Source organism: Paenibacillus sp. FSL W8-0919 (assembly GCF_038003785.1).
GTDB lineage: Bacteria > Bacillota > Bacilli > Paenibacillales > Paenibacillaceae > Paenibacillus_AQ > Paenibacillus_AQ lactis.
In genome coordinates, this window is record NZ_JBBOPV010000001.1 from 1,754,261 (window position 1) to 1,772,497 (window position 18,237).

The following is an 18,237-nucleotide window of genomic DNA, read 5'->3' on the forward strand; positions in this document are numbered from 1 at the left end:
TAGATCATGAACCAGACAAAACCTTTTCCAACCGTTTCCGTGTTCGGGGTTCCATTTTCCAAGATGGACATGAAGGATACCGTGAAATATCTGACGGAGGCCGTAAAGTCCGGGAAACCGCATCAGGTCATTACAGCCAATCCGATTATGGTCATGACCGCAGAGAATAATCCCGAGTATAAAGCCATGATGCAAAGCGCCGAGATCATCGTACCGGATGGAACCGGAATCGTATGGGCTGCCGGAGTAGGGGGCGATCCGCTGGAGGGACGTGTTACGGGTTTCGATCTGTTACATGAATTGCTCCGGGTCGGGGAAACCTACAGATGGAAGTTTTACTTGCTCGGAACCACGGCAGAAGTGATTCAGGAAGCCGCCAATCGGTTACAAATGCAATATCCGGCTGCAATTATATGCGGGTATCGGGACGGATTTTTCGGACCTGAGGAAGATGCCGCCGTCATCGAGGAGATCCGGGCCGCTTCGCCGGACATATTGTTTGTCGCTCGCGGTGCGGACAATCAGGAGCCTTGGATCGCCAAGCATAAGCAGGCGCTGCAGGTTCCTGTCGTTATGGGCGTCGGCGGATCCTTCGATATTATTTCCGGCAAGCTCAAGCGCGCTCCGAAGGTATTTCAGAAGCTGCGCCTTGAGTGGTTCTACCGGCTTCTGAAGGAGCCCTCCCGTTACAAAAGAATGCTTGCGCTGCCGAAATTTGTAGTGAAAGTGCTGCGCGAGAGAGAAAACGTAACGAAAACAAGCTAAATCGCTTATTTCTATGGCGAATATCCGGGATTTCACCGGAAATTGGTATTGGATTTCGGACCCGAAGGGAGTATAATTCAACCGGTAGACAATATTGGGGGTCGAATGATTACATGTTAATGATATACATCATCGGGTTTATCGTGGCGCTTGCTTTGGCTCTGGTTCTTACGCCGCTGGTGAAAAAATTCGCGGTCAAGATCGGTGCCGTCGACGTGCCGAATGCCCGTAAAGTTCATACTCGAATCATGCCCCGTCTCGGCGGGCTTGGCATTTATCTGGCTTTTGTGCTCGGACTCATTGCAGTGCTTCCTTTCTTGCCGGATAGCCTTTCGCCGCGGGATGCCAACTTTATGAAGGCTTTTCTGATCGGCGGTTCCATGATCGTACTGATCGGAGCCCTGGATGACCGATTTGAGCTGTCGGCCAAAGTCAAGTTCTTGGCACAGATTGCAGCGGCCTGCGTTGTCGTGTTCGGATTTAATATTACTGTGGATTTTGTAAATATACCGTTTCAGGACCGGTACTCGGCGCTCGAGAGCTGGGTGTCGATTCCGCTCACCATCTTTTGGATTGTCGGGGTGACCAATGCCATCAACCTGATTGACGGCCTCGACGGTCTTGCTGCGGGCGTGTCCGGTATTGCGATCGGGACGATTTCCGTCATGGCGTTCCTTATGGGAAATACGACCGTAGCTCTGCTCTGCCTGCTGCTCTTGGGCGGAATTATCGGATTCCTGTTCTTTAACTTCCATCCCGCCAAGATTTTCATGGGGGATACCGGCTCACTGTTCCTTGGGTTCAGTTTGGCCATGCTGTCCTTGCTCGGCTTCAAGCAGATTGCGATCGTATCGTTCATTACGCCGCTGATTATTATCGGGGTGCCGCTGTCGGATACATTCTTCGCGATCGTACGCCGCAAAATTCAGAAGAAGCCGATCTTCGCGCCGGACAAAGGCCATTTGCATCATTGCCTGCGCGAGCTTGGATTCAGCCACCGCCAGACGGTGCTGATCATTTATGTGATTGCCGCTTTCTTCGGCGTTCTGGCCGTCATTCAATCCTCGGCGGCCATGTATGAGGCGAACTGGGTAACCTTCGTCGTCATCTGTGTCATGATGTGCTTCATGCAGATCGGCGCAGAGGTTATCGGGCTTGTAGGCAAGACCAAACGGCCGATCCTGGGCCTGATCAACCGCATGCGGATGAAGGCGAATCCCGAAAGCCGCTCCAAATAAGAACTTATTCTAATTCTTTTTGCATACGATTGGACATGCAGGCCTCACCCGAAAAGGGGTGAGGCTTTTTTGTGTTTTTTTCTAAAAAATTGAATGTATGGGACCGATATATGAACTATGCGTTAATACCAACTGTCAGGGAAAGAGAGGGGAGCAAGTGAAAGATCGAACACCCAAAGCGGACCCGCAGGTCCGAACGAACAAGGAGGTAAAACCGTTGAGACGTCCATTTCATACTATGGCTAGCCTGCTGCTGGCTGTAGCGATGTTCTTTTCATTGATACCGGCACTACCGGCTTCCGCCGCAAACGGGGCTTTATTTTTCCATTTTTCTAATCTGAGCACAGATCCAAATTCGCCAACGCCCGAAAACCGTAGCTCCATCAAGGTGTCGGGCACGTATAACGGCGTTAACCCTAATACGATTTCCTATGAAATTAAGCGTTTTGATGATACGACGACGGGCGGAACGGGTGTTAAGCCGATTCTGGACGAAGCGGCCAACACATTCGAGTTCTTGAACGTTCAGTTGAATCAGGGCGTGAACAAAATTATCGTCTCGGGCATGAGCACTCAAGGGCAGCAAGTAAGCGCAACAGCCTATGTCAAGTTTTCGGATGTTCCGGCTGTTTATGAAGTCGCGCTGAGCGACGGCCGGGTTCTTGAGGAAAACAGCTCGAGACCTGTTGTCGTTACAACCGAAACGATAAGCATCTCCGTTAAGGCTACAAACGGATCCAAAGGCGTGACCGTAAACGGACAGTCGATGTATCCAGGCGGCGGCGATATGTTCTATTCCGCAGGTATTCAATTGAAGAAAGGCGTCAACGACCTGGTCATCGTGGTTAATTCCGAATCCCGGACGCAGACCATCCATCGTCAGGTCGTATATCATCCGACAGGATCCTTGACGGCGAATGACCTAAGAATCGGCGGCACCAGCATTGACGGACAGGCTGTCGTAACAGGGAACGTCAACGGCACAATCACCGGTTATGTCGTGGTGGATGCTCCCGCTGCAGGTGCTACTCCGGTTCCGCCGGTGCTTGAAGTAGGGGTATTCCCGGTTGGGTCCACCGTACCGATTGCGAATTTGACAGCTACCGTGGGCCAAGCTTCCATTCTTAACAATACATTGATGTATCCTTTTACGACGAACGGAACTGTCAGCATTACGCAAAGCGGGGAGTACCTGGTCTACATTAAGGACACCGCAACCGGATATGATGTACAAAAGACATTCACGTATCGCGATGCCAATGCGCCGACGATCAAACAGGTCCACCAATTATATGGCGTAACCGAGAGCGGCAGTACGGTGTCTTTTAGCTCGCAATCGATTTTTCCAAGCAGCAACGACACGGTTCTAAATGAACTGCCTCTCTATTTAATGGTAGAACAAGTAAACGCGGGAACCGCCACGATTGAATCCAGTAAAGGCGCAAACATAGCTTCAACCTTTACGTATAACGGAAACACCGTATTTAAAATTACGAATTTGCCTTCCGGACAGCAAAATCTGATCATTAAGGTCAGCAACGGATCCGGCGTATCGGATACGAAGGTCATCCCGGTAACGTTCCTGTCCTCTTCCTATATTGATGTTTATAACCTGTACAACAACCAATTATTCAAAAACAGCACCGACTTCACCCAGGTGTCTGGCCGTATCGTGAATTACACCGGTACCCAAGGGCTAACTTTGGCCTTGAACGGCAACACGATTGATCTGCCAGTTAGCAGCAATGGCGAATTCAATTACGTTGAGTCACCTCAAGCCGCAAATCGATTCTTACAGCTGGTTCCAGGACCGAACACTTTGGTTGTAGCCGATAAAAGCGGTAAAATTTCTACGAGATTAACGCTTCTGTATTTCAGTGACAACCGTTCTGTTATTAAAAACATGATTCCGTTCCCAGTCGGCTCTCCAACGGAATCTGATCCGGACAAGCTGTTCACGGAAACTGATAAAAATGCATTCACAACTTACGAAAAAGAAATGGGTCTTCGGTTCGAAGTCGATAATACGGATGAAGTGACCGTAACGCTAAGTCATCCTTCATCAACGATTTTTGCCGTGTTTACGCAAGACAATACCGGAACATGGAGACTCACCGGTGGCGCTTTGAAAACACAGCTTGATGCGATCAACCAAGTAGATCACAACTTGTATTACACAATTACAACCGGCACAAGCTCAAGTAATGTACGAGTTGTGCTTAAAGAATTGGCATTGCCCGAGGTAGGTTTGCAGGCCATTTCGATTGGATCCCGCATTCAATCCGTCACGACAACGGATACGATTGAAATCACGCGTGAACGGGCGCCTTATCAAGTGTTGTCACCGAAGCTGCCGAACGAAGGAGTACTGAAGCAGAACTTCGTAGAAGTCAGCATTAAGGCTGAAGGAGCTGACTCTGTTACCATTGGCAAAGAGCCAATGGTAAAATCCGAAATCAGCGACATTTTCCGTTTGGAAGTTAAAAACCTGAAGAACGGCAAAAACACCATTAAGTTTACGATCGAGCAAGGCAGCAAGAAGACAAACGGCCAAATTGTCGTGCAGTATGTGGATGATGCAACAGAAGGTTCTCAATATAAAGCAAGCATCTCGAAATCAGGCAAAATCAATGTATTTAAGGGTGGACTGTCCTTGCAACTGCCGAAGGGAACGGTTCTCCAACAAGCGAATTCCAACCCGAAAGCCGAAGTGCCGACCATTAACCTACTTGGCGAGCATGACATTTTATTCGGAATTGCGAACCAGATTGATGGACGTACAATCAAGGCATACAATCGCATTGGAGAAATCGAAAACGGAGTAGAGATGGATGGACGTCTATCGTTGATCCCTGGTGACAGCGGCAATGCGTTCCGCTTCACGCCGGCTCCTCATTTCGGATATGCTTCGCCGCTGTACTGGCTGGATGCGGGCTCGCTGAACGCTTACAGCAGCAATGTTGAAGATTTCAACGTGAAGCAAGCTACGCATCCATACGCGAAGGGCCATGAATTCCATCAGCGCCTGATTCCGCAAAACTGGATGGAGCTTTCCCAGAAAGGCACTATTACACTAAAATATGATTCCGCGTTGGTTAATGCAGCTGCCGGCAACCTGGGTATCTGGTGGTACAACCCGTCCCAGGGCACTTGGACCAATATCGGCGGCAAGGTCGATTCCAAGAAAAAGACAGTCACCGCTACGTTTAAAGGTTTTGGTTATTATGCCGTCAAGTCGCTGCGTTACAGCTACTCCGATGCGATTTCACATAAAACGGCCCGGAACGATATTGAGCTGATGCTGGCAAGAGGTTATATGAAGGCGGCCAAGCAGGACGCATTCGGTGTATATGACCCGATGACCCGCGGTGAGTTCGCAACCATCGTTGTGAAGCTGCTCGATATTCCGCTGGATTACGATGTGCCGATTAACAACAGCTCGAACAAGCTGACCTTCGATGACATTTACCAGGAGACAATCCCGGCAAATGCCTTGTGGGATTATCGTTATATCGAAACAGCAGCACGGAAAGGGATCATCCGAGGCATTGCTCCGCGAAGCTTTGCGCCAAATATGGAGCTGTCAAGGGAAGAAGCGGCGAACATTATTGCCCGTGCGCTCAACCTGAAAATGGGCGAGATCGAGAAAGACAAGGCAACGCTACAGAAGCAGTTTGAGGATGTGGGCAAAATTAAGTCCAACTATTCTTATCCAGCCATTCTTGCCGTTTCAAAAGCAGGCATTTTGACTGGGGTTGCCAATAGCCTGAAAGAAGGCGAGAAAAAACCTACGTACAACTTTAACCCGGATGCAGTCATGAATAGAGCAGATACCGCAACTGTGGTGAAACGCATGATGAGCAAATTGAAGCTGTTGTAAGCCAGAATTGCTGATTGCAGTTGAACGAGAGCATATGCCTGGATCTCCAGGTGATGCTCTCGTTTTTCGTGAGCAGCTGTATCCGTTGAAGGTGACTATGCTAGGACAGACATAAGCATTGCGCCTTCCGATAAGCGGTAAATAGAAGCGGTTACCAAAATCTATTTTTTGTAATTTCGCATGGAATACGCTACAATAGCGAAAGCACATACTATTTTTAGAGGGTGAAGATGAATTTATGAAGCCGATTTTATCCAAAGCGCAGCTCGACTACATGAAGGCGAAGACGAAGTTCGAAGATAAAGCCAAAGTAATGGAGAAGAAAATTGAGCTGGCACGTGCCGCTCATAATGAGATAACGCAAGAAATTATGGAGGGGCTCGTACTAGAGACTGGCTTTCATGATTCCTTCAATGAACTGACCGTAGCCGAGAATGCGCTGATCGAGTGGTCCCATACAACCATTAAACACGACAAGACATATCGTTCGAATAAAGCGGAGATCGATTTAATGTACAGCAGATTGAATCAGGATCCGGAGATGCGTGCAAAAATTATCCAGCTTGCCATGAAGATTCGATAGAATTCAACAAGAGACGCCTTTAGGGCGTCTTTTTTTGTTGTCGTAACATGGAGAACCCTTGTTGTTAGAGGAAGTGCGAAAACTTCGAAAAATTTTTTTAAAAAAACTTTGCAACCCCCGCAACTTTTCGGAAAATTAAACGTTTATAATGTAGAACCCAATGAGGCAACCAAGTTTAACCTGAAGAAGAAACTTGTCTATAAATTAGAAAATTGTTCTTTACGGTGCTGGGGACTCGTTGTATAATACCTAGGTAGGATTAGGAATCTATTCTAGTATGTAGTGTTCTCTCGTTAACAAGATTCTGTGATCTCGTCACAGACATCATTTATGATTTATGCTCAACTCGGGAAAGGAGGTGCAGGGCTAATGAGTGACAAGAGCTACCAAATTAAAGAAAACAATCAAGTGATGATTCAAGGAGGAGAAAAAAAGGTTATGAAGAAAATTTTATCCGTAGCACTGTCTACAGCAATGGCATTCTCCATGTTTGCTTCTGTTGCATTCGGTGACGACGCACTTAACACGCAACAAAAGTATGACGTACTTAAAGAAGCTAAGATCTTCTCTGGCTACCCAGACGGATCTGCTGGTCTTGACAAGGAAATGACTCGCGCTGAGTTCGCGAAAGTTCTGGTTGGCATCATGGGTCTTGAGCCAATCCAAGGCAAAGCTTCCTTCAAAGATAAGAACTACAAAGCTAGCAAATGGCCAGCTCCTTATGTAGAAGCTGTTTACTCTGCTGGTTTGATGCAAGGTAAGAACACAACGAAAATGATCTTCGACTTCAACGGTAAAATCACCGTTCAAGAAATGGCGAAGGTTCTCGTTGTTGCTCAAAAACTTGAAATTCCAACAGAAACTAACAACAACGCTTCTGACTGGGCTAAAGGTTATGTTCAAGCAGCAATCAACGCTGGTCTGGTAGACGCTAAAGCTAACCCTAAAGCGAACGCTACCCGTGCTCAACTGGTTGAAGTTGCTTATGACATCTACCTGTCCCAACAAAAACCAAAAGTAGTTTCCTACGAAGTTAAAGAAGACGGTAAAGTGGTTGAGTTCAAACTTGCTAACAATGAAGTTGTGAAAGTAACCCTTGAAACTCCTCTGAAAGCTAACACGGCTACTGAGGTTAAATTTACACATAACAACTACAACTACACTGAAAGTGTAACTTGGGTTGTGACTGCAGCTACTAAGATCGAATCTGTATCTACTACTAACTACAAAGAACTCGTTGTTAAGTTCGACGGTGAAGTAGAAGCTAAAACTGCAGAGAACGAAGACAACTACAAAGTTACTGGCGTTACTTTCGAGTCCGCTAAGCTTTCCGCTGACAAGCGTACTGTAACATTGTTGGTTGCTGAAAACTCCGCTAACTTGCCAGGCCAGAAAGATACTAAAGTTGAAATCAAAGGTGTTAAAAACTCCGATGGTTCCAAAACATTCAACGAAACTCTGACTTTCAGAGCGGTTGACACTCAACTTCCTGAAGTGACTGAGGTTAAAGGTCTTGGAACAAAAGCTTTCAAAGTAGTATTCTCTGAGCCGGTTAAATCCACAACAGCTTCGAATATTTCGAACTACAAAATCGATGGCAAAGCAGTTTCTGGTTGGGTGAAATTCACCTATCCTAACGTTGCCTTCATTACAACTGATCTCGCTGTTGGTGAGCACACGCTGAGCCTCCAAGGCGTTGAAGACTACGCTAACTTTAAAGTTAGCCCAGTTGACGTGAAGTTTACTGTAGCTGAAGATAAGGCAGCTCCAGAAGTGGTATCCGTTAAAACTAAAGACTTGACTAAAGTTGAAGTTGAGTTCAACGAATCCGTGAAGTCCGTAGACAAGGTTTACCACACTTCTTCCGCTAAGACTGCTGATAAAGTGGAAATTAAAGATAACGTTGTTGTCTTGACTTTCAGCACTGACAGCAAGAAACTTAGCCTGGGTGAAAACACAATTTACCTTGAAGGTGTAAGAGATTACAGCGACAACTCTGCAAACCGTGATGTTAAGGTTACACCGGTACTTGATACCGAGCGTCCAACTGTTTCTAGCGTAAAATCTGACGTTTATGGAAACACTACAGTCTTCACTTTGGAATTCTCTGAAGATGTAAACTTGACTGACATCCAAAATCGCGACAACTTTGTCCTGAAGAATTCTAAAGGCGAAGTTGTTACTGATAAAGGTTTCAACAACGGTAAACCAGTAACAGTACCAACCTACGAAGTCAAGAATGGTAAAACTTACAAAAACCATGTAGTTATCAAGTCCATCGGTACCCTGCCTGCTGGCAAGTACACATTGGATGTTGCGAACATTCGCGATACTGCTTCCATCGGAAACACAATGTTGCCACAAACTCTCTCTATTGATGTAACTAACACATCTGCACTTAAGGTTGAGAGAGCTTGGATTAGTTCTGATTCCGATAACGATGATCTCTACATCGATGTTCAATTTAACAGAGCTGTTGCAGTAGAAGGAAATGGATCTGCGTTGGAAATCAACAAATACAGCTATGTTGTCAACAATGTTTATAAAGTATTCCCAACGAAGAATGCTCCACAACCTACGTTGAGAAATGCTGAGACAGTTCGTCTTACTATTCCTAAGAAGGACTTCAGCAACTGGAAGACTGAATTGGAAGGTAATTTCTTGCGTGTAGTTAACGTTGCTGATCTTAACGGAAACTATTTGACAGATTCTCAAGTTAAAATTTCGGATAAAGTAACTATCCCTGTGAAATCTGTTAAAGCAACTGCACTTGATAAAGTGAAGGTTGAGTTTAGCGGAAACATTACTTCGGTTGTTTCGAGCGACTTCACTTTCGCAGGAAACATTCATGGTACTGCAGGCGAGCCTAAATATGACAACGGTGTGACTACTGTTGAATTCACTTTAGACCGCGAATTGAACAAAGCAAATCTTGGTCAAGTGACAACTGTTGGAGACCCTCAAACTTCCGATAACCTCGGTCACAAAATTGAGGTACTCACTGGTAAAGATATTGAAGACGGTATTGCACCAAAAGCAGTTGAAGCTAAAACTGTAACAGGAAATACTTATGTAGACATCGAGTTTGATGAAAAAGTTACAGTTTACTACACACCTGATGCATTTAAAGTATATGTTGATGGTACTGCTGTTGAAGTAACAGGTGCAACCAACGCATCCGATACAGTTGTTAGAGTACAACTTGCTAAGCCATTCAACCCAACGGACCGAACTCTTGGCGGTCAAGTCTCCATTGCAAAAGGTAAGTATATTGTAGATAGCAAAGGCAATTCTGCAGATGCTGTTTACCAAGAAGTTAAGTACTAATTTGTTTGTTCTTATTAAACTGTCCGGAATTAATTCCGGACAGTTTTTTATTACACTCATTGAAGGAGAAGTATCATGCGAAAAATGTATAAAATGGCATTCGGGACACTGGTTGTAGGAAGTAGTATTCTTGTCGGAACTCTTTGGAACTTTCAAGTATCCGGAGCCAGCACCACCCCCGGCACAGCCGACGACCCGGTCGTGACCAAGAGCTACGTCGATCAACAAATCCAAAAAGCGCTAAATGGCGGTGGAGGGACAACGACTCCAACAAACCCTACTACCCCAACGAACCCAACCACTCCAACGCAACCTTCCCAAGGATCGGATGAAGTGAAGAACGTTGCCTTGAAGCCTGGCAAAATTCTGATTGCTGATGCTGGTGCAGAATTTATCGTTCGTTCGGGTAACGCCGTTATTTACACCGAGGATTCCAACGGTGTTGCCGATCTGACGGATGGTAAGGACCTGCTCAATGGACAAGCTGCGCCGAAGAACCATTTGCTCTCCTTCCCGCGTGAAGGTCGTGGCATTCAGGTGAAGGAAGGGCAAAAGAACGGTCTCATTGTCATGGTACGAGGCGGTTATACCATAAAATAAAGCAATCAAGGGATGAAATATCTTGTTCAATTTCATCATGCCAAATTAAATGTGATAAATGGTCTTCCTATAATTATTGCCAGCAGTGACAAGCTTTAATACGTGTGCGTACCTTATATTAAACAAATAATACTTCTGTAATCACATTTACAGGAGGTGTTTCATTATGCCACGCAGCAATCGTAATCGTCAGGTTGTACCGGAAAGCCGTCATATGCTGAATCAGATGAAATATGAAATTGCCGCTGAGTTTGGTTTGAATGTGGGATATGGCGGTTCGAATGGAGCAGATACCGAATTTGGATCAGAACTTGGAGCAATTGGAGGCAGCTCATCAAGCCGCCGTCCAGGATGGGGTCATCTCACTTCCCGTGAGAACGGATCCGTTGGCGGAGAAATTACCAAGCGCCTTGTACGAAATGCAGAGCAGAGTCTGTTCGGCAGATTGTAATGGCCTCATAACTTTTAGCTGATGTTTTGAAGGGACCAAGAAACAGATGCAAGCAAGGGAGTAAAATACTTCCGTAAAAGATTTCTAAAAGAAAGCTTCATCTGGAACAAGCCTGTGATCGTTCTTGAACTGGATTAAGATAAGTTGAGCAAAAGAAATACGAGGGAAATGCAAGAGTGTGAAATGATTTTGAAGAAAACGACAGTGGTCGCCTTTGTAAGAGGATTTCTACCACAATCGAGTTCAGATAAATTAAAGAAATCTGCGAACAACAGCGATCGTAAGAACATTTCACACGGCTGCTCTACCTCGTTAAGTTCAACTTATTTATTCTTAGTAAGAAATCCAGGAGCAACAGCGATGTAGGAAAATTTACGTACTTGCCTCGCATTGAAAACATCCAAGAAAATCCTTGAAAACAGGCGGGTAACTGGATTGACACCTGGTAACAAATACGTTAATATGCATGTTGAGGATTGTACATTTCAAACCTTTTCCTGTCGGAAAAGGTTCATTTTTTGTGTAGGACCTCTTGAATATTCACATACTATTTATATGGGAGGTTGATCTCATGTCTTTAACAGGGCGACGTTTATTTACATCAGAGTCCGTAACTGAAGGACATCCGGATAAAATTTGTGACCAGATTTCCGATGCGGTACTCGATGCATTTTTGGCTAACGACCCGAATGCGCGCGTGGCTTGCGAAGTCTCCGTTGCTACAGGTCTGGTACTGGTCATTGGTGAAATTAGTACAAGTTCAGAATACGTGGATATCCCATCCATCGTTCGTAACACCGTGAAGGAAATTGGGTACACACGTGCAAAATACGGTTTTGATTCCAATACATGCGCGGTGCTGACATCGCTGAATGAGCAATCGGCCGATATTGCACAGGGAGTAAACGCTGCACTGGAGAGTCGTGATCCTTCCCAAGTGGATAAGGAAACCGAGAACATCGGTGCCGGCGACCAAGGCCTCATGTTTGGTTTTGCAACTAACGAGACGCCTGAGCTCATGCCGCTGCCGATCGCATTGTCTCACCGCATCGCTCGTCGCTTGTCCGAGGTACGTAAAGACGGTACGCTTAGCTACCTGCGTCCGGACGGCAAGACGCAAGTTACGATTGAATACGACGGCGACAAGCCGGTTCGCGTGGACACGATTGTCGTATCGACGCAGCATGCCGAGGAAGTTACGCTGGAGCAAATCCAGAAGGACATCAAAGAGCACGTCATTCTTCCGGTCGTTCCAGCCGAACTGCTGGATACGGAAACTAAATATTTCATTAACCCAACGGGACGTTTTGTTATCGGCGGTCCTCAAGGGGATGCCGGTCTGACCGGACGTAAAATTATCGTCGACACCTACGGCGGCTACGCTCGTCATGGCGGCGGTGCTTTCTCAGGCAAGGATCCTACAAAAGTCGACCGTTCCGCGGCTTACGCGGCCCGCTACGTGGCTAAAAACCTCGTTGCTGCCGGCCTGGCGGACAAATGCGAAATTCAGCTTGCTTACGCGATTGGTGTCGCAAATCCGGTATCGATCAGCGTGGATACCTATGGTACCGGTAAAGTCAGTGAAGAGAAACTCGTTGAGCTCGTTCGCAATAACTTTGACCTGCGTCCAGCCGGCATTATCCGCATGCTGGATCTTCGCCGCCCAATCTACAAGCAAACAGCGGCTTACGGACATTTTGGCCGTACCGATATCGACCTGCCATGGGAGCGCGTAGACAAGGCTGAGGCTCTGAAGGAGCAAGCTCAAGCCAACTAAGCATCATCATTCGAAACAATGATTATTACAAAAAAGTAACTTTTTAAAAAGCTGATGCCTGCTAAGGGTATCAGCTTTTTTGGCTTAATTTATGGTAAAATAGGAAGAGGTTATATGACAAAACTGTCATTTTTGCACGAATATATAGTAGAATAGGACAGGGAATCCAATCCCACCAAAAAATCCACCTGTGAAATCAGAAAGAGTTGGTGTAGAATACGCCCAAGCGTTTTTTTATAACAAAATCGTAACTTTTCCTCAAAAATGAAGTCTATTAATTAGAGACTTTACATGTTCGGCATATGTGTTGAACAAAGAGATGGGAGAGTTACGATTACATGGCAAGACAGGGGAAAGCACTGAAGTCAAACCAAACGACAGTAGGTAAAAAATGGTTAATCGTTACGTTGGCAGGGGTCATCTGGGTGAGCCCCGTACTTAGCGGCAGTTTGCCTGTGATAGACAAGCTGTCACCAGCCTCCGTCGCCTATGCGGCAACGACGTCGGTCAAGAAGCTTGGAGAAGAGATTATCACCTCTGGTGCTGTATTGATGAAGTATCAATATACGAGCAGCACCGGCGCGAAATCGCTTGCCAATGTCGTCCGTGTCGACTTAAACAACCCGTATGTGAAGCTGGATGTGATGGCAGGCAAGGGGAACCAGTTTACAACAAGACAGAGCACAGGCGGTATGGCCAAGGAGCATGGGGCGGTTGCCGCGATTAACGGCGACTTCTTCATTACGAATCGCGAAGGGGCTCCAATGGGTCCTCAAGTGTCCAATGGCGATCTCATGTCCTCTCCATCCGCGCTGAAGGGAATGTATGCATTTGCCGTCACCAAGGATGGCAAGCCGATCTTGGATGAGTTTGCTTTTTCAGGAAGCATCACGGCTGAGAATGGAGCAACGTTCCCGCTCGCAGGCATTAACAAAACAGCTTACAACCCGGAGGGTACCGGATCGACCTTCAGTCATGTGAACGCAGCGTATTTGTACACTAGCGCCTGGAAGGCCATTGACCGTCCATTAAATAGCTCGACGACACCAACAGAGGTTATGGTAACGGACGGCGTCATTACGGACATATCCGTTATGGCAGGCTTGCCGACAGCAGTCCCGGAAGGCAGCTATGTTCTTCGTACTCACGGAGCAGCTGCCGAATTCGTGAAAAATAACCTTGAAGTCGGTCAGAAGCTGACGGCGGATTACACCCTAGTATCTAAAAAATCAGGTCAGAAGCTGGATCCTTCCTCACTCCAAATGATGATCGGCGGTCATACGATTCTGGTGGATAACGGCAAAGCCGCTTCGTTCTCCCGCAACGTCAACGATCTCGGCGGCACGCGTGCCCGGACGGCTGTAGGCTACTCGAAGGATGGCCGTTATGCGTATCTGATTGCAACCGAGCGCAATGACGGCAGCACGGGTATGACCCTGCAGCAGCTGCAGGATTTCATGAGCAAAATCGGGGTATGGAAGGGCATGAATCTGGATGGCGGCGGATCCACCACGATGGTCAATCGTCCGCTGGCCGAGATGAATACGGAGCTGACATTCCCTACGGAATACGGCACCACGCAGCGGAGCATCGTAAACGCGCTCGGCGTGTTCTCCACGGCGCCTAAGGGCAACTTAAAGGGCTTAAAGGTTAGTGGCAGCAGCACGCTCCTGATCGGCCAGACAGGGTCGTATGAACTGAAGGGCTACGACACCTATTACAACCCGATTGATGCGGGATCCATCAAACCGACCTGGAAATCCAGCAACGGTAATCTGGCGATCAACGGCCAAAGCATTAAGGCAGTGAAGCCGGGCACATCCACACTGACTGCGGTTAGCGGCAGCACGAAGGCAACGATGCAGGTGAACGTACTGGGAGCCGATGATCTGGCAGCGCTGACGACGGCGGTATCCAGTGCGCCGCTTCAGGCAGGAACGAGCGTGTCCGTTCCAGTAACGGCTGTAACGAGATCAGGGCAAAGCCTGGAGGTTCCAAGCAGTGCGCTGAAGTGGGAATTCATCGGGTTTAAGGGCAGCGTCAAAGACGGCCGCCTGACCGTTACATCCGTAAACAGCAACACCAAGGTAGGATATGCGATCGCTAGATATGACGGCTTTAGCACGGTTGTCATTTTGTCCGCGGCCGGTGAGAGCACTTGGGAGAATTTTGAAAATGTAAGCTATCCGATCAAATTCACAACAAATGTGCCTGCCGTAACCGGTACGGCATCCATCGTGAAGGGAAGCGGAAGCCACACCGACTCGAAGGTGCTGAAGCTGACCTATGATATGACCGGCGGGCTTGGACAGAAGATGTATGCATACGCCGAGTTCAACGGTACAACCGGTAAAACAATTCCGGCACAGGCAACGTCCATGGCGATCGACGTGGAAGGCGAAAGCAGCCTGAACTGGCTCCGGGCTGAGCTGAAGGACAACAACGGCAAGACCGTTTATGTTGATTTGGCCAAGGCTATCGACTGGACCGGCTGGAAAACGCTGAATATCGACTTGACCGGTTACAATATCGCATTCCCTGCCCAATTGAAGCGCATGTACGTCGTGAACGTGGATGAGGGACAGGATGAGCGGGCCCTGACAGGCTCGGTATCCTTTGATGATATACGGTTTACGATGCCGGCTGTTGCGGGCAACGAAGGTCTTCCGACAGGCAAGGCGGTCATGACGATCGGGCAAAAATCACTCGTGCTTAACGGCTCCAAGGTAGCGATTGATTCAGCGCCGATCCTGAAGAACGGAACGACGTATGTTCCGATCAAGCATGTGCTGGACGCCTTTGGCGGACAAGCAACGTGGAATCAATCCGCACAGCGGGTAGGCGTATTGAGAGGCGGCATGCTGCTTGAGCTGACCGTCGGCAAGAAGGAATTTATTTTGAACGGCAAGCGTCATTCGGCTGCTGTGGCTCCTATGGTTCAAGGGGGTAGGACTTTGGTCCCTCTTCGCCTCGTTTCCGAGCAATTAGGCCTTAAAGTAAAATGGGACAAGAACACGAAGACCGTTACGATCGAATCATGATATGGTATGATATGTATATGAAACGTTAGAAATGGAGTAGAGTGCGTGGATTATCAAGCCGATGCCATCGACCGTGTCATAAAGAATGCCATCAAAGTGATGGAGGACAGCAAATACCAGATGTTCGAAATTTTGGAGGCGTCTCGGCAGGAGCTCGTGTCTCTGAATCAGGAACTAAAGCGGACTTTGAAGGAAACGACGGAAACCTTGGAGAAAGTGGACCAGCTCGAACTGAACTATCGCCGTTCCCGGATCCGGCTGACGGAAGTCAGCCGGGATTTCGTCCGGTATAAGGAAGAGGATATCAAGCAGGCGTACGAGAAGGCGACACAGCTGCAGCTGGATCTCATGATCTACCGGGAGAAGGAAATGTATCTGAAGGCAAGACGGGATGAGCTGCAAAAGCGCGTCCGCAACGTGGAGAATTCCGTCGAACGAGCCGAATCGATCGGATCCCAGATGGGCGTGGTGCTGGAGTACTTGTCCGGTGAGCTGGGGCAGGTGTCCCGCATTATCGAATCTGCGAAGAACCGGCAGGTCATCGGTCTGAAAATTATCCTGGCCCAGGAAGAAGAACGCAAACGGATATCCCGGGAAATTCACGATGGTCCTGCACAGTTGCTTGCCAATCTGGTTCTTAGGACGGAAATTGTAGAAAGAATGCTAGCTAAGCAGGAATTTAAGATGGTGCAGGACGAAATAGTAGATTTGAAGGGGCAGGTTCGCTCTAGCCTGGAGGAAATGCGAAAGGTTATTTTTAATCTGCGTCCAATGGCACTCGATGATCTAGGATTAATTCCCACGCTGCGTAAATATGTGCATGATTTTGAAGAAAAATCCAAAATCCGCACGATCTTCGAAACGCGGGGGAAAGAGCATCGTCTCTCTTCTGCGATGGAGGCGGCCATCTACCGTTTGGTGCAGGAAGCACTTACGAATGCTGCAAAACATGCTTACCCGACTTATGTATTGGTGGAAATTACGTACCAGGCCCAATTGGTCAAGATTGTCGTACAGGACAATGGCCTGGGATTCAATGTCGGCTTGCTGGAACAGAAGAGCAAGGACCACTTTGGGTTAATTGGCATGCGGGAGAGGGTAGAGCTGCTCGAAGGGAGAATGGAGATCGAATCTGCCGAGAATCAAGGGACGAAGATCATCATTCATATCCCGACGAACGTAGAAAAGGGAAAGGAGTAATGGGATGGAACACTTAGAAAACGAGAATACACTGATTAAAGTTTTATTAGCGGATGACCACCAGTTATTTAGGGAGGGTCTCAAGCGCATTTTAAATATGGAGGACGACATCGACGTCATCGGCGAATGCGGAGACGGCATCCAGGTGCTGGAGTTCTGCAACGAAGTGAAGCCGGATATCGTATTGATGGACATCAATATGCCGACCGAGAACGGTGTTCAAGCAACCGAAAAGCTGCGTGAAATGTTCCCGGAGATCAAGGTCATCATTCTTTCCATTCATGACGACGAGAGCTACGTGTTCGAGACACTTCGCAAAGGAGCTAACGGATATCTCTTGAAGGATATGGAGGCTGAATCGCTGATCAACGCCATTCGTTCCGTGCATGAAGGATATGCGTTTATCCATCCGAAGGTGACAGGCAAACTGATTCACCAGCTCCGCCGCATGACCTACGTGAACGAGGCAGGCGCCATGGCTGAGAGCGGTACACGCGAGGCGGGCGTCAAGTTTGTGGCAGGGGAGAATAATCCGCTGACACGCCGCGAAGCCGAAGTGCTGAGACTGATGGCCGAGGGCAAGAGCAACAAGATGATTGGTGAATATCTGTTCATTAGCGAAAAAACGGTTAAAAACCACGTCAGCAGCATTTTGCAGAAGATGGAGGTTGACGACCGTACGCAAGCCGTTATCAACTCCATTAAATATGGCTGGGTAACGCTGTAATTTTCGCTCATTTGGAGCGCATGGACGAGTATAACTTAGGAGGGCTGCCTGGGCGGATTCCTTTCTTAACGGAAAGCGAACGCCTTTTGAGCCGCCACGGCAGGTTTCGGTGTGGGCTGTTTCGTTACATACTGTCACCGTCCCTTCCATATCGGCATATAGTGTGGATATGAGAAGGAGGTGAGCCTCATGGTTGCCCATTTGCTGTGGATCCTTGCGGTGTACGGCATAGCTGCCCTTCTGGTTCATATTATTCACGCTCGCCATCTACGTAGAAACGGAAAAGACACCAAGCGGCGCATGCATTACGTGCTGATCACGTCCAACCATGAGCGGCAGGTGGAATGGTACTTGAGAGCCCTTTCATTATATGCTCTGATGAGCGGGACGCGGATTCGCGTCACCGTCCTTGATGACCAGTCGCATGACGATACGTTGCGGATTGTTGAACGATTAACGCCTATGTCCGGCATTGAGCTGGTGTACGGAACTTGGCGCTCCGGCAATTCGTCCTTACATGACACCAATGGGGAGTCGGGGGACCCCCCGATCATGACGATCGATCTGCGCAACCCGCTCGAGGCGATCCGGATTCCTTATGTCCAAGGATGAACGATCGAGATGCCGACTCGTCCCAAGATGCTTTTG

At 47.8% G+C, this 18,237-nt stretch carries 12 protein-coding genes; all 12 read left to right on the forward strand.

What is annotated here, in order from left to right:
* The first annotated feature begins 6 nt into the window (after window positions 1–6).
* Window positions 7–765, forward strand: a complete 759-nt coding sequence (locus tag NST44_RS07590; RefSeq protein WP_007133266.1) for a WecB/TagA/CpsF family glycosyltransferase — start codon at window positions 7–9, stop codon at window positions 763–765.
* A gap of 113 nt (window positions 766–878) precedes the next feature.
* The gene (locus NST44_RS07595; protein ID WP_007133265.1) at window positions 879–2,003 is read left to right on the forward strand and encodes a glycosyltransferase family 4 protein; all 1,125 of its coding nucleotides are present in this window, start codon (window positions 879–881) and stop codon (window positions 2,001–2,003) included.
* Window positions 2,004–2,220: 217 nt separating this feature from the next.
* Window positions 2,221–5,883: an S-layer homology domain-containing protein gene (locus NST44_RS07600; protein WP_210093997.1), complete on the forward strand. Its 3,663-nt coding sequence runs from the start codon at window positions 2,221–2,223 to the stop codon at window positions 5,881–5,883.
* A gap of 238 nt (window positions 5,884–6,121) precedes the next feature.
* Window positions 6,122–6,466 (forward strand): hypothetical protein, encoded by a 345-nt coding sequence (locus NST44_RS07605; RefSeq protein WP_007133263.1) that lies wholly within the window; start codon window positions 6,122–6,124, stop codon window positions 6,464–6,466.
* Between the two features lie 369 nt (window positions 6,467–6,835).
* Complete coding sequence (locus tag NST44_RS07610) at window positions 6,836–9,793, forward strand: Ig-like domain-containing protein (protein WP_210093996.1); 2,958 nt, start codon at window positions 6,836–6,838, stop codon at window positions 9,791–9,793.
* 75 nt (window positions 9,794–9,868) lie between these two features.
* A complete protein-coding gene (locus NST44_RS07615; protein WP_210093995.1) occupies window positions 9,869–10,393 on the forward strand; it encodes a hypothetical protein in 525 nt (174 codons plus the stop codon).
* Between the two features lie 166 nt (window positions 10,394–10,559).
* On the forward strand, window positions 10,560–10,844 hold the full coding sequence (locus NST44_RS07620; protein ID WP_210093994.1) for an alpha/beta-type small acid-soluble spore protein: 285 nt from the start codon (window positions 10,560–10,562) through the stop codon (window positions 10,842–10,844).
* A gap of 571 nt (window positions 10,845–11,415) precedes the next feature.
* On the forward strand, window positions 11,416–12,621 hold the full coding sequence (gene metK, locus NST44_RS07625) for a methionine adenosyltransferase (protein WP_210093993.1): 1,206 nt from the start codon (window positions 11,416–11,418) through the stop codon (window positions 12,619–12,621).
* A gap of 338 nt (window positions 12,622–12,959) precedes the next feature.
* Window positions 12,960–15,662, forward strand: a complete 2,703-nt coding sequence (locus NST44_RS07630) for a stalk domain-containing protein (protein ID WP_213615921.1) — start codon at window positions 12,960–12,962, stop codon at window positions 15,660–15,662.
* Window positions 15,663–15,707: 45 nt separating this feature from the next.
* Window positions 15,708–16,862, forward strand: coding sequence for a sensor histidine kinase (locus tag NST44_RS07635; protein WP_213615919.1), 1,155 nt, complete (start codon window positions 15,708–15,710; stop codon window positions 16,860–16,862).
* A 4-nt stretch (window positions 16,863–16,866) separates the two neighbouring features.
* On the forward strand, window positions 16,867–17,589 hold the full coding sequence (locus tag NST44_RS07640) for a response regulator (protein ID WP_007133256.1): 723 nt from the start codon (window positions 16,867–16,869) through the stop codon (window positions 17,587–17,589).
* Between the two features lie 189 nt (window positions 17,590–17,778).
* On the forward strand, window positions 17,779–18,201 hold the full coding sequence (locus NST44_RS07645) for a hypothetical protein (protein WP_213615917.1): 423 nt from the start codon (window positions 17,779–17,781) through the stop codon (window positions 18,199–18,201).
* The last annotated feature ends 36 nt before the right edge of the window (window positions 18,202–18,237 follow it).